The sequence below is a fragment of the Rhodopseudomonas sp. P2A-2r genome (genome assembly GCF_026015985.1).
In the GTDB taxonomy this organism is placed as follows: domain Bacteria; phylum Pseudomonadota; class Alphaproteobacteria; order Rhizobiales; family Xanthobacteraceae; genus Tardiphaga.
In genome coordinates, this window is sequence record NZ_CP110389.1 from 2,442,910 (window position 1) to 2,456,859 (window position 13,950).

Sequence of the window (13,950 nt, forward strand, 5' to 3'; positions counted from 1 at the left end):
GCTGCCTCAATCCGCTTGCCTGCGCGTAACATCGTCAATCGCTTCGGGAAGAATCGCTCATGTCCTATGTGCTGGCCATCGATCAGGGCACCACATCGTCGCGCGCCATCGTGTTCCGTGCCGACATCTCCATCGCCGCCTCGGCGCAGCAGGAATTCCCGCAGCATTTTCCGGCCTCGGGCTGGGTCGAGCACGAGCCCGAGGACATCTGGACCTCGACGGTGGCGACCTGCCGTGCGGCGCTCGACAAGGCCGGGCTGACGGCGAAGGACATCGCCGCCATCGGCATCACCAATCAGCGCGAGACCACCGTGGTGTGGGACCGCGTGACCGGGCAGGCGATCCACCGCGCCATCGTCTGGCAGGACCGCCGCACCGCGGAGATCTGCGCGCAGCTCAAGGCCGACGGCCACGAGCCGCTGATTTCGCGAAAGACCGGGCTGATCGTCGATCCGTATTTCTCCGGCACCAAGGTGGCGTGGATTCTCGACCACGTGCCGGGCGCGCGGGCCCGCGCCGAACGCGGCGAGCTCGTGTTCGGCACGGTGGATTGCTATCTGCTGTGGCGGCTGACCGGCGGACGCGTCCACGCCACCGACGCCACCAATGCCTCGCGCACCCTGATGTTCGACATTCACACCGGGCAGTGGGATGACGAGCTGCTGAAAATCCTGCGGGTGCCGCGCGCCATGCTGCCGGAGGTCAAGGACTCCTCGGCGCATTTCGGCGACAGCGAGCCCGCTTTGTTCGGCGGCGCCATCGCCGTCGCCGGCATCGCCGGCGACCAGCAGGCCGCCACCATCGGCCAGGCCTGCTTCGCGCCGGGCATGATGAAGTCGACCTACGGCACCGGCTGCTTTGCGCTGCTCAACACCGGCACCACGCCGGTGGCCTCGAAGAACAAGCTGCTCACCACCATCGCCTACCAGTTGAACGGCGTGCGCAGCTACGCGTTGGAGGGCTCGATCTTCGTCGCCGGCTCGGCGGTGCAGTGGCTGCGCGACGGCCTCGGCCTGATCAAGACCGCGGCCGAGACCGGCCCGCTGGCCGACCAGTCGGATTCGATGCAGTCGGTCTATCTGGTGCCGGCCTTTGTCGGCCTCGGCGCGCCCTACTGGAATCCGCGCGTCCGCGGCGCGCTGTTCGGCCTCACCCGCAACACCGGCCCGGCCGAGATTGCGCACGCGGTGCTGGAAAGCGTCTGCTACCAGACCTTCGATCTGTGGGCGGCGATGCGCGCCGACTGGCCGGAAGCCTCGGCCGCCACCATCGTGCTGCGCGTCGACGGCGGCATGGCCGCCTCCGACTGGACCATGCAGCGCCTTGCCGACCTGCTCGACGCTCCCGTCGATCGCCCGGTGATCCAGGAGACCACCGCTTTGGGCGCGGCCTATCTCGCCGGCCTCCACGCCGGCGTCTATCCCGAGCCGCAGAAGTTCGCCGACAACTGGCGGCTCGAAACCCGCTTCCGCCCGCATATGAGCGAGGCGACGCGAACGCGAAAACTCAAGGGCTGGGCGAGCGCGGTCAAGGGCGTGCTGGCGAGTGATGAGGGGTAGTGGGAGGGCGAATGCTCGTCGTGTCTCCGTAGCGACATCAGGCAAAGCACGGCGCTTACTTCACCCTCCCCTGGAGGGGAGGGTCGGCGCACAGCGCGCGGAGCACGTGTGCGGCGGGGTGGGGGGTGACAGGGCTGCTGTGACGCTCCGTTTCACGGCGCGGCATTCTGTTTCCCGGCCGTGCTGCTGCGCAGACCCGGGAACCACCTTCTGGATGTCCACAAGCTGGGCCCCGGATCTGCGGCGCACCACGCCGCGCAAGCGCAGCGCAGTGCACCGCGTCCGGGGAAAGAAAGAGTTGTTCCTACCTCTATTCCTTCGTCCCAAACTTCTCATGCAGCGCCGGAAAGATCCGGTCGGGCTTGAACGGCACCCGGGTGAAGCGGATGCCGGTGGCGTCTTTCAGGGCGTTGCCGAGGGCGGCGGCGACCGGGTTGTACGGGCTTTCGCTCATCGACTTGGCGCCCATCGGGCCCAGCGCGTCATAGGTGTCGGCGAAGTACACGTCGGTGCGTGGCAGGTCGGCGAAGCCCGGCAGATGATAGTCGCGGAATTTCGGATTGATCACGCGGCCGCCATCGTCGATCACCATCTCCTCATACAGCGTGGCGCCGAGCGACTGCGCGACGCCGCCCTCGACCTGGCCGCGCAGCTGCATCGGATTGGCGACGCGGCCGGCGTCCGCCGCCTGCACGCTTTTCAAAATCTTGATGACGCCGGTGCCCTTGTTCACCGCGATGCGAAAGCCCTGCACGTTGAAGGCCACCGAGCGCGGCGTGCCGGCGGAGGTGCCGATGACGTGGCGCGTGCCGTCGCCCGCCTGCAGCGCGCGCGCCATTTTCTCGGCGGCGTCCTGCGTCGCCTTGCCGGCCACGAAGGTTCCGGCGCTGCCATAGGCGCCGGTGTCGTGGCCGCCATTGGCCGTATCCGACGGATGCAGATGAATCTGCTCGACGCTGCAGCCGAGCGCCGAGGCGGCGATCTGCCGGTGCACGGTGGCGGTGCCGTTGCCGAATTCGGCGGTGCCGACGATGAGGTCGAAGTCGCCATCGTCGCGCAGCGCCAGCGTCACCTCGGCAATGTGGCCGCCCGGCGGCACGGTCTCGATCATGGTCAGCGCCATGCCGTCGCCCACCAGCCAGTCGGTATCGAGGCCATGGGGCGGCATCGGTTCGGCCATGGCGCGTTCGACCAGGTCGAGACACTGGTCGAGGCCGTAGCTGCCATAGGCGACGTCGGTATGCGGCTTGCCGACCGGCGATACCATATCGTCGCCGGGCTTCACCACGTTGCGGCGGCGGAAGTCGAACGGATCGATGGCGAGCGCCCGCGCCAACTCGTCGATGGCGGCTTCCACGGCGAACAGCGACTGCGGCACGCCGTAGCCGCGAAAGGCGCCGGCCGGCACGGTGTTGGTATAGGCCACCACCGCATCGACCTTCTTGTTCGCGCAGTTGTAGGTGCCGAGCGGCACGCCACAGGCATGAAACAGCACCGGCCCGGCGTGGTTGCCATAGGCGCCAGTGTTCGCGAGCGCGTCGATATGCAGTGCGGTGAGCTTGCCGTTCGCATCGGCGCCGGCGCGGATGGTGATGCGCATGGGATGCCGCGTCGACGTCGCCATGAACTGCTCCTCGCGGGTCAGCTCCCATTTCACCTTGCGGCCGGTCTTCAGCGCCGCGAGGGCGAGGATGTCCTCGACGAACATCTCCTGCTTGCCGCCGAAGCCGCCGCCGACGCGCTCGCAGAATACGCGGACCTTGTCCGGCGGCAGGTTGAAGATGCCGCACAGCGCGCGCCGCGACAAAAACGGCGTCTGCGTGCTGGAGCGGATGGTGAGCACGCCGGTCTCGTCCAACCACGCCATGCCGCCATGGGTTTCGAGATGGCCGTGCTGAACGCGCTGGGTGACGAAGGTGCCTTCATAGGTGACGGCAGAGGCTTTGAGCGCCGCGTTGACATCGCCGAATTCGCCGTGGCTCTCAGCGACGATGTTGGCCTCGGGCCGCATCACGCGGGTTTCCGGCCCCTTATCGCCGTGCAGCACCGGCGCGCCGGGCGCAATCGCCGCGGCGGGATCGAACACCGCCGGAAGAATGTCGTAGACCACCTTGAGCCGGCGGCAGCCTTCCTCGGCGGCGGCCTCGGTGTCGGCGATAACAGCGGCGACCTTCTGGCCGATGAAGCGCACCACGCGGTCGAGCACGCGGGTGTCGTCGGGGTCGACCTCGCTGACTTCATGGCGCGCGGTGGAGAACAGCACGTCGGGCACGTCCTCATAGGTCAGCACGCTGTGCACGCCCGGCACCGCCAGCGCCGCGGTCCTGTCGATGGACACGATGCGGGCATGGGGATGCGGCGAGCGCAGCATCTTGAGCTGCAGCACGCCGTCCATAGGCACATCGAACGTATAGCGCGCGGTGCCGCGCACCACATCGGGGCCGGCCGGTGCCGGCAGGTTGCGGCCGAAGGCGGTGCCGGGTGTTGCGTCCTCGACATTGACGATGTTGTTGAGCGCATCCTCTATGGTGCGATAGCCGGTGCAGCGGCAGAGGTTGCCCTTCAGCGCGGCGCCCAGATCCTGGCGCTGCGCCTGGTTGAGCGAAGCACAGGTCATGATCATGCCGGCGGTGCAGAAGCCGCACTGGAACGCCTGCGCATCGAGGAACGCCTGCTGCATGGGATGGATGCTGCCCTCCGGCGCGAGGCCCTCGATGGTGGTGACGGCGTGGCCCTCGGCGCGGAAGGCCGGGACGATGCAGCTGTGCACCGGCTCGCCGTCGATCAGCACCGTGCAGGCGCCGCAATCGCCGGCGTCGCAGCCTTTCTTGACGCCGAAATGGCCGAGCTCGCGCAGGAAGGTGCGCAGGCACTGGCCGGGCCGCGGCTGTTCGGCGAATTCGTGGCCGTTGATCTCGTAGGTCATGAATCGCCCTGCAGTTCGGCGCGGATCTGTTCGGCGAGACGCAACGTCATATGCTTGCGCCATTCCGGTTTGCCATGGACGTCGTCATGGATCAGCGCATCGGGAATGCCTTCGATGATTGCGGCATGCAGCTCATCCGCCGAGGGCAGCGTGGTGAAGGCAAGCTGCACGGGTCGCACAGTCGATCCCGTCACGGTCAATGCAAACCGTTCTCCATCCAGCGTGCCGATCAGCAGCGCGCCGGAGCGGCCGACCGGGGTCAGCGCGATCTGGCGGAACGCCGCGCGGCGGCGCAGGGCGGCGAGGGGAATGTCGATCTGGCGCAGCAACTCGCCGGGCGCCAGCACATTTGCGAGATTGCCGGTGACGAAGTCGACCACGCGCACGCGCCGTTCGCTGCCATCCGGATTCCAGATGGTGCAGATGCCGTCGAGCGCGCCGGTCAGCGCGATCATCGGCCCCGCCGGCAGCGACATGCAGATGTTGCCGCCGACGGTCGCGGTCTTCCAGATCTTGAAAGAGGCGAGGAAGGCGCGGCAGCACTGGTTGATCAAAGGCGCTGCGATCCAGTCCGGCGGACAGGCGAGCGCGTCGAGCTGTGCCACGGTGCAGGTGGCGGCGATTCTGAGATGGCTGTCCGTCACGGTCAGCGCCGGCCAGCCAAGGTCGTTGAGGTCGATCAGGCGCGCGAGATGCGCCTGCGGCTCCGAGAACAGCCAGGTTCCGCCGGCCAGCCACGCGTCGCCGGCCTTCCATGTGGGTAGCTCCGCACGCGTCTGCGGCCGGGTGACTGAGGTGACCGTATTGAGATCCATAGCTGCGCTTGTGCTTTCAACCCGTGGCCGAAGTTTGTATGCAGGCTTGCAGGAGCGGCTTGCAAGACCGACGCCAGTTCGAAGTATCGCGGCTGGTCCCCGATTTGCAAGGTACCGGCGACACGCCCCGCAGGGAGACGATCGAGACATGACGGGAACGCAGCCGATCTGGATCAAGGACCCGCTGGCCATGCTCGCCGACGGTGCCGAGTGCGGCGTGGTCGTGCAGGACGGGCGCATCGTCGAACTGGTGCCATCCGGCGGTACGCCGTTCACCGCCGGCGTGGCGGTGTTCGACGCTGGCGCCCACGTGGTGCTGCCGGGCCTGATCAACACCCACCACCACTTCTACCAGACCCTGACCCGGGCACTGCCGGCGGCGCTGGACCGCGAGCTGTTCCCGTGGCTAAGGGCACTGTATCCGGTCTGGGCGCGGCTGACCCCGGAGTCGCTCGATCTCGGCGTCACGGTTGCGATGTCGGAACTGCTGCTGTCGGGCTGCACCACCACCACCGACCATCATTACGTGTTCCCCGCCGGGCTCGAGGAGTCCGTCGATATCGAGGTCGGCGTCGCCCGCCGGCTCGGCATGCGCGTGCTGCTGACGCGGGGCTCCATGAACCGTTCGGTGAAGGACGGCGGCCTGCCGCCGGACAGCGTGGTGCAGGACGAGGACACGATCCTCGCCGATAGCGAACGCGTGGTGGCAAAATTCCATGAGCGCGGCGAGGACGCCATGGTGCAGATCGCGATGGCGCCGTGCTCGCCGTTCTCGGTGACGACCTCGCTGATGAAATCGACCGCCGCGCTGGCGGAGAAACTCGATGTTCGGCTGCACACCCATCTTGGCGAGACCGAGGACGAGAATCGTTATTGCGAGGAAATCTACGGCTGCCGGCCGCTGGACTATCTCGAGCAGACCGGCTGGCTGAACCAGCGCACCTGGCTCGCGCATGGCATCCATTTCAATGCGCCGGAGATGGTGCGGCTCGGCCGCGCCGGCACCAGCATCAGCCATTGTGCGTGCAGCAACCAGGTGCTCGCCTCGGGCTGCTGCCCGGTCTGCGACATGGAAGATGCCGGCGTGTCGATTGGCCTCGGTGTCGATGGTTCGGCGTCCAATGACGGTTCCAACCTGATCCAGGAGGTGCGCGCCGCGTTCCTGCTGCAGCGCGCCCGCTACGGCGTCGGCCGCGTCAGCCACAAGGACGCGCTGCGCTGGGCCACCAAGGGCTCGGCGGCCTGCGTCGGCCGGCCGGAGCTTGGCGAGATCGCCGTCGGCAGGATGGCCGACTTCGCACTGTTCAAGCTCGACGAACTGCGCTTCTCCGGTCACGGTGATGCGCTGGCCGCTCTGGTGCTGTGCGGCGCCCATCGCGCCGACCGCGTGATGGTCGGCGGCGTCTGGCGGGTAATTGACGGCGCCATCCCCGGCATGGACCTGCCGGAGCTGATCCGCCGCCACAGCAAGGCGGCGAAGGCGATGCAGGCAGGATAGGAAACGGTTTGCGCGAACAGCTTTTCGACATCGATGGCAATCTGCTGCTGACCCTTGACGCGTTGCTCAGGGACCAGAACGTCACGCACGCGGCTGCGCGTCTCGGCATTTCGCAATCGGCACTGTCGGCGCGGCTGGCCAGGCTGCGGCAGCATTTCGGCGATCAGCTGCTGGTGCCCGCGGCGTCCGGGCGCGGCATGATCCCGACGCCGCACGCCTGCACCATTCAGCCCGCACTCGCCGAACTCATCAATCGGCTGCGCGAGTTTTCGAATGTTGCAAGCGTGTTCAATCCGGCTTCGAGCGAGCGCACCTTTCGTATCGCAGCAACCGATAATCCGGCGGCGATCCTGGCGCCGGATCTCATTCCCTTTGTGAAAGCGCAGGCGCCTCATGTCCGTCTGGCGTTCGTGCTGCCCGACAAGACGCGGATCTTTTCGGATATGGAACAGGGGCACTTCGATATCTTCGTCGGCGCAGCCGACGATGTTGCGGACGGTCTGATGGGCCGCACCTTGCTGGACGACCACTTTGTCACCGCGCAGCGAGTGGGACATCCGCGGGGCAAGCAGCCGCTGACGCTGGACGAGTTCTGCGCGCTCGACCACCTGCTGATTTCGACGTCCGGCGGCCGCTTTGCCGGAATGGTCGATGAGGCGCTGGCGGCGCTTGGGCGATCGCGCACGGTGTCCGTCTCGGTCCAGAGTTACGCCCTCGCCCCGGTGATCCTTGCGAGCAGCGATCACATCTGCACCTTGCCGTATCGCTTTCTGGCACGGTTTGCCGGTTCGCTCGAGCTGTTCGAGCCGCCGCTGGCGCTGAACGATTTCAGTCTCAGCGCCTTCTGGCACGATCGCACGCGCAACGATCCAGCCCATATCTGGCTGCGCGAGCAGCTGTTCCGGGTCGCCGGTGCGGAGGGCCGCACCAACGCGTAGCGCGACGGTCAGAGAGACTGACCGTCGCTGCTTGGTGATGGGGAGTCCGCTTATTGCCCGGCGCGATTGCGATATTCGACAGGGAACCAGCCGAACTTGCCATGACCGTCGGCACGCACGTGTCCGACGCCGGGGAACGGCAGATGCGGGGCGGCGATCAATTGACGGTCGCCGGCGAACTGCGCGAATGCGGTCTGACGGACCGAGGCTGCCTTGGTCGGATCCTGATCGTAGACGATGGTGATCGAGGGCTTCGGAAATTGCACGGCGGCGACATGGATGATATCGCCGACGAAGATGATGGACTGGCCTTCGCTGGTGACATTGAAGAATGCACTTCCAGGCGTGTGGCCCTGATGAATGGTCGCGACCACGCCCGGAAGAATCGTCGCACGATCCGCAAATGGCTTCACCTTGCCGGCCTTGTCGTAGACGCCGATCGTCTTGGCGGCCTCATCGAAATACTTCTGCGCGTAGCCGGTCCTGGCGGCGTTGGATGGGTCGAGGAAGAAATCGATGTCGGGCTTTCCGACGTGAACGGTCGCGTTGGGAAAGGTTCTTCGCCCATCCACGACAAGTCCGCCGGTATGGTCGGTATGGATGTGGGTGATCAGGATATCGGTGATATCCTCCGGGGTGGTGCCGATCGAGGCAAGGCTGTCGACCAGCTTGCCACCATAGCCGGGCCCGAACAATTGCCCAGATCCGGTATCGACAAGAATGCGCCGTGCGCCGTCCGTGATGAGAAAGGCGTTGATCGAGGCTTCGACGGGATTGTCGAGAAACGACCGGTGCAGCAGGTCGTCGACCTCGGCGGGCTTCGTGTGGGTGAGAAGCTGATGGAGATCCTGCGGCACGGTGCCGTCGGACAGGGCAACGATGTCCAGCTTGCCGAGCGGAAAACGGTAGGTGTCGGGGACCTGTTGATGGGAGACGGCGGCGGGGAGGGCCGGGGTTTCGGCCCACGCCGGTGGCGCCAGGCCGATCGTGCTGGCAATGGCGATGCTGTGGACGAATGAACGGTAGCTCATATTGCTGCTCCTGATGAGGCTTCTTCGTCGCCTTCAGGTAGTCGGCTGAACCAAGTCTTTGAAATCAAACGTTTGGATGGGACCTATCGACCAAGCCGATAGGCAGCCGGCGCGTGGATAACATCGCGCGCTCCATGCCGGAAGCGGCGAAAGCCGTAACCGGGCTTTGGTGGAAGGTGGTGCTCCATCCTGTTGAATGAAAAAGTCCGGGCATCGCTACCCGGACCGATCGCAATCCTCAAGTGGCTGGATCTTACTTGCCGCCGGGGACCTTGTCGTCGATGCCCCTGACGTAAAAGTTCATGCCGAGCACCTGGCCGTCGGCGAGATGGTCGCCGTCCTTGCATTCGATTTCCTTGCCGTCCTGGCCGAGCACCGGGCATTTGAACGGCTTGATAGTGCCGGCGATGATGCCGGCCTCGGTGTCTTCAGCCAGCTTTTTCACGTCGTCGGGCATGTTGGTGTAGGGCGCCATCACCACCATCTTTTCCTTCAGGCCATCCCAGGTGTCTTCCGACTTCCAGGTGCCGTCGAGTTCGGCCTTGACGCGTTTGATGTAATACGGCGCCCAGTTGTCCATGATCGAGGTAAGCTGGGTCTTCGGTCCGAACTTGATCATTTCGGAGTCCTGTCCGAACGCCAGCTTGCCGCGTTCGGAGGCGATCTGCATCGGCGCCGGGCTGTCGGTGTGCTGCATGATGATGTCGGCGCCCTGGTCGAGCAGCGCCTTGGCGGCGTCGGCTTCCTTGCCCGGGTCGAACCAGGTGTTGGCCCAGATGATCTTGACCTTGATGTTCGGGTTGATGGTCTGCGCGCCCAGGATCGTGGCGTTGATGCCGGAGATGACTTCCGGGATCGGGAATGAGCCGATGTAGCCGAGCACGCCGGACTTCGACATCTTGGCGGCGATGATGCCCTGGATGTAGCGGCCTTCATAGAAGCGGCCGGAATAGGTCGAGACGTTGGCGGCGCGCTTGTAGCCGGTGGCGTGCTCGAAGTGAACGTTCGGATATTTTTTGCAACCTTCAGCGTCGGCTCCATGTAGCCGAACGAAGTGGTGAAGATCAGCTTGTTGCCGGCGCGGGCCAGCTGCTCGATGGAGCGCTCGGAGTCCGGACCCTCGCTGACGTTCTCGAGATAGGTGGTCTCAACCTTGTCGCCGAATTCCTTGATCATGGCGAGGCGCGCCTGGTCATGCTGGTAGGTCCAGCCGAGATCGCCGATCGGACCGAGATAGATAAAGCCGACTTTGAGTTTTTCGGCGGCGTTCGCACCGAGCATACTGGCCGCGGCGGTGACGATCACCGTTGTCGCAGCGAGGACGATCTTTCTCATGGGTCTCTCCGGTTACCAAGGGGTGGACTGATGATCCCGCAGCGCGCGCTCCCCTCGCGCACCGCAGTTCGTCTATCGATCGGGAACGAACACCGTTCCCAATGCCGCGGGCGCGGTCGAGCCGCCGGTACGCGCGCGCGAAATCAAGACCAGGACGATGACCGTCGCCAGATAGGGCAGCGCTGACATCAACTGCGAGGGAATGCCGATGCCCCAGCCCTGCGCGTGCAGCTGCAGGATCGTGACTGCGCCAAACAGGTAGGCGCCGATCACCAGGCGGCCCGGCCGCCACGACGAGAACACCACCAGTGCCAGCGCGATCCAGCCGCGCCCGGCGGTCATTCCGGGAATGAAGAACGGCGTGTAGGCGAGCGGCAGATAGGCGCCGGCGAGGCCCGCGCAGGCGCCGCCGAACATCACCGCATAGAGGCGGATCCGCAGTACCGGATAGCCCAGCGCATGGGCTGAGATATGATTGTCGCCGGCCGCACGGAGGATCAGGCCGGCACGGGTGCGATACAGGAACAGCCAGACCGCGACGACCAGCAGCAGCGACAGATACACAAACCCATCCTCGCCGAACAGGATGCGGCCGACGAACGGAATGTCGGTCAGGCCGGGAATATAGAGGTGGGGAGCCGTCGCAATCCGCTCGCCGACGAAGCCGGCGCCAATCAGCCCGGACAGACCGATACCGAGGATGGTCAGCGCCAGGCCGGTGGCGACCTGGTTGACGGCGAGGCCAAGCGCCATCGCGGCGAAGATCAGCGACAGCGCTGTGCCGGCCAGCATGCCGCAGATCGCACCGACGATGGTGGAGCCAGTCAGCAGCGTGCCGCCGAAGCCGCATGCGGCGCCCATGATCATCATGCCCTCGACGCCGAGATTGAGCACGCCGGCGCGCTCGGTGATCAACTCGCCGGTGGCAGCGATCAACAGCGGCGTCGATGCGGCAAGCACCGACAGGATGATGGCTTCAAGCAGTCCCATCGGCGGCCTTCCGTTGCGGCATGATGAGCCTGATCCGATAAAGAATGAGGGAATCGCAGGCCAGCACATAGAACAGCAGGATGCCCTGGAACACCTTCGTCATATCGAGGGGGATCTTCATGGCGATCTGTGCCTGCTCGCCGCCGATGAAAGTCAGCGCCAGGAAAAGACCTGCAATTAATATTCCAATCGGGTTGAGCCGTCCGAGGAACGCAACGATGATCGCGGTGAAACCATAGCCCGGCGAAATTCCGGGCTGCAGATGTCCAATCGGTCCTGCCACCTCGATGATCCCCGCCAGTCCAGCCAGTGCGCCCGAGATCGCGAAGGTCAGCAGGATCAGCCGGTTGGATTTGAAGCCGCCGAACCGCGCGGCGCGCGGCGCTGCGCCGACCACGCGTATTTCAAAGCCCTTGATGGTGCGGCCGAGCAGCACCGCCGCGCCGGCGACCACAAGCAGGGTGATCGCCACGCCCAGATGCAGCCGGCCGCCTTCGATCAGCAGCGGTACGGTCGCCACCGGATCGAATTCGGCTGTGGTCGGGAAATTGAAACCGGCGGGATCGCGCCACGGACCGCGCACCAGATAGTCGAGCAGCAGCTCTGCGACATAGACCAGCATCAGGCTGACGAGAATTTCGCTGGCGCCGAACCGCACCTTGCATATTGCCGGGATCAGCGCGTAGAGCGCCCCCGCCGCAGCCCCAAACAGCAGCATCAAAGGCAGGACCCACGGTCCGGCATCGCTGCCATGGGTCACCACCGCCAGCCAGCTGCCGGCAACGGCGCCGACCAGGAACTGGCCCTCGGCGCCGATGTTCCAGACATTGGCCAGATAGCACAGCGACAGGCCGATCGCGATTATCACCAGCGGCGCGGCCTTCACCGCGATCTCCTGCAGCGAGTAGCTGTCGGTGAGCGGGGTAATGAAATAGACGGCCAGGGCGGCGAGCGGGTTCTTGCCGAGCAACGCGAACAGGATGCTCATGGTCACCACGGTCAGGCCGATGGCGATGAGCGGCGAGATCAGGGCGATGGCGGTGGAGCGTTCCGCGCGCTTTTCAAGCACCAACTGCATCGGCCGGCTCCTTTGGCGGAAGACTGCTGCCGCCCATCAGCAGGCCTAGCTTTTCGCGCGTGGCGTCGGCAGTGACCAGCGCCTCTGACAGGTGGCCGTGAAACATCACCGCGATGCGGTCGGCGATTTCTGCGAGTTCGTCGAGGTCCTGGCTGGTCACCAGGATAGCACAGCCCTCGGCGGCGAGATCGAGCAGTGCTTGGCGGATCACCGCGGCGGCGCCGGCATCGACGCCCCAGGTCGGCTGGCTGACCACCAGCACCACGGGATTGCGCAGGATTTCGCGGCCAACGATGAATTTCTGCAGATTGCCGCCGGACAGGCTGCCGGCCTCCGGATCGCGCTTGGCCTTGCGGACGTCGAATGCGGTGGTGGTGCGATCGACCGTCGACAGCGTTGCCGCCGTATTGATAAAGCCATGCTGCACCATGCCCGAGGCCGCGTGGCCTGTGAGCAGCGCGTTCTCCGACAGCCGCATCCGCGGCGCGGTGCCGTGGCCGAGGCGCTCCTCCGGCACGAAGGCGGCACCGAGTTTTCGCCGCGCGGTGATCGACAGATGCCCTGCGGCATGGCCGTCGATGACGATAGTGCCGGGATCCTTCGATAGGCGTTCGCCGGACAGCGCCGCGAACAGTTCATCCTGGCCATTGCCGGCGACACCGGCGACGCCGAGAATCTCGCCGCCCTTCAACTCGAATGAGATGTTCTGAAGCCGGACGCCGTGCGGGTCATCCGGCTCGAGGTTGAGCGCGTTGACAAGCAGCCGCGGCACGGTGGTCTTGCGTCCGGCCGGCGCCTTCACCTGCTTGATATCGGCGCCCACCATCATCCGCGCCAGCGAGGCGGCGGTCTCGCGACCCGGCATACAGGTGGAGACCTTCTTGCCGCCGCGTAGGATGGTCGCGGTGTCGCACAGCCGCTTCACCTCTTCAAGCTTGTGGCTGATGTAGAGCACCGCGCGGCCTTCCGACCGTAATCGCTCCAGCACGACGAACAACTGGTCGGACTCCTGCGGCGTCAGCACCGCGGTGGGCTCGTCGAGAATCAAGAACTTTGGATTCTGCATCAGCGCGCGCACGATTTCGATGCGCTGGCGCTCGCCCACGGACAGTTGCCAGACCTCGCGCTTAGGGTCGAGCGGCAGCCCGTAGACCCGGGAGACTTCCTCCAGCCGTGCCGACATGTCCTTGAAGGTCTCCTTGCCGTCGAGGCCGAGTGCGACGTTCTCCGCAACGGTCAGATTGTCGAACAGGGAAAAGTGCTGGAACACCATGCCGATGCCGCGGGCACGCGCATCGTGCGGGCCGGACAGCACCATTTTCTGGCCCTGCCACAGCATCTCGCCTTCGCTCGGCTGGATCAGCCCGTAGACGGTCTTGACCAGGGTCGATTTCCCGGCGCCATTCTCGCCAAGCAAGGCATGGATTTCCTGCGGCCAGATCTCGATATCGATGGAGTCATTGGCGAGAAAATCGCCGTAGCGCTTGGTGAGACCGATGGTCTGCAGCAGGGCCGTCTGGCCGGCCCGCGGATTTGAAGGCGTCGGATCTAACATTCGCTGTCACGGGTGAGAGGACGCTCTTCGTCGATAGTGTGCCAAATCGGAATGCAGCGTAAATCCCGAAAAAGCGCCAGTCTCTGCTTAGCGCTTCAGCAAAATCCAGTCTCTGTGATTCCCGCCAGCCACGCCCCGCCTTGTACCAAATCCCACCCATGAAGACGGGCTGCGAATGGTGCGCGGTTGTTCACTCCGGAAATGTGTTGCCAAATTATTACATGC

General features: G+C 65.3%; 9 protein-coding genes and 1 pseudogene. 3 read left to right on the forward strand and 7 right to left on the reverse strand.

Features of this window, described 5'->3' with window-relative positions; translation table 11 throughout:
• The first annotated feature begins 59 nt into the window (after window positions 1–59).
• Window positions 60–1,559, forward strand: a complete 1,500-nt coding sequence (glpK, locus tag ONR75_RS11500) for a glycerol kinase GlpK (RefSeq protein WP_265082701.1) — start codon at window positions 60–62, stop codon at window positions 1,557–1,559.
• A gap of 310 nt (window positions 1,560–1,869) precedes the next feature.
• Here glpK and ONR75_RS11505 read toward each other — a convergent pair whose 3' ends face one another.
• Complete coding sequence (locus tag ONR75_RS11505; protein WP_265082702.1) at window positions 1,870–4,485, reverse strand: molybdopterin-dependent oxidoreductase; 2,616 nt, start codon at window positions 4,483–4,485, stop codon at window positions 1,870–1,872.
• Window positions 4,482–5,300, reverse strand: coding sequence for an FAD binding domain-containing protein (locus ONR75_RS11510; protein WP_265082703.1), 819 nt, complete (start codon window positions 5,298–5,300; stop codon window positions 4,482–4,484). Before ONR75_RS11510 ends, ONR75_RS11505 begins: the two co-directional genes overlap by 4 nt.
• Before the next feature lie 148 nt (window positions 5,301–5,448).
• Between ONR75_RS11510 and ONR75_RS11515 the strand changes: the two genes are divergently transcribed.
• The gene (locus ONR75_RS11515) at window positions 5,449–6,798 is read left to right on the forward strand and encodes an 8-oxoguanine deaminase (RefSeq protein ID WP_265082704.1); all 1,350 of its coding nucleotides are present in this window, start codon (window positions 5,449–5,451) and stop codon (window positions 6,796–6,798) included.
• A gap of 8 nt (window positions 6,799–6,806) precedes the next feature.
• Window positions 6,807–7,736: a LysR family transcriptional regulator gene (locus ONR75_RS11520; RefSeq protein WP_265082705.1), complete on the forward strand. Its 930-nt coding sequence runs from the start codon at window positions 6,807–6,809 to the stop codon at window positions 7,734–7,736.
• Window positions 7,737–7,786: 50 nt separating this feature from the next.
• On the opposite strand, the gene ONR75_RS11525 is transcribed toward ONR75_RS11520, so the two are convergent.
• From ONR75_RS11525 to ONR75_RS11545, 5 genes and pseudogenes are all read right to left on the reverse strand, one after another.
• A complete protein-coding gene (locus tag ONR75_RS11525; RefSeq protein ID WP_265082706.1) occupies window positions 7,787–8,767 on the reverse strand; it encodes an MBL fold metallo-hydrolase in 981 nt (326 codons plus the stop codon).
• A gap of 253 nt (window positions 8,768–9,020) precedes the next feature.
• Window positions 9,021–10,102, reverse strand: a pseudogene (locus tag ONR75_RS11530) (BMP family ABC transporter substrate-binding protein).
• 72 nt (window positions 10,103–10,174) lie between these two features.
• Window positions 10,175–11,092, reverse strand: a complete 918-nt coding sequence (locus ONR75_RS11535) for an ABC transporter permease (protein WP_265082707.1) — start codon at window positions 11,090–11,092, stop codon at window positions 10,175–10,177.
• Window positions 11,079–12,170 carry an ABC transporter permease gene (locus ONR75_RS11540; RefSeq protein WP_265082708.1) on the reverse strand — a complete coding sequence of 364 codons (1,092 nt, stop codon included), beginning with the start codon at window positions 12,168–12,170 and terminating at the stop codon, window positions 11,079–11,081. The genes ONR75_RS11535 and ONR75_RS11540 overlap by 14 nt, the downstream gene beginning before the upstream one ends.
• Entirely contained in the window at window positions 12,154–13,725 is a 1,572-nt protein-coding gene (locus tag ONR75_RS11545; RefSeq protein ID WP_265082709.1) for an ABC transporter ATP-binding protein, read from the reverse strand. The genes ONR75_RS11540 and ONR75_RS11545 overlap by 17 nt, the downstream gene beginning before the upstream one ends.
• Between the last annotated feature and the right edge of the window lie 225 nt (window positions 13,726–13,950).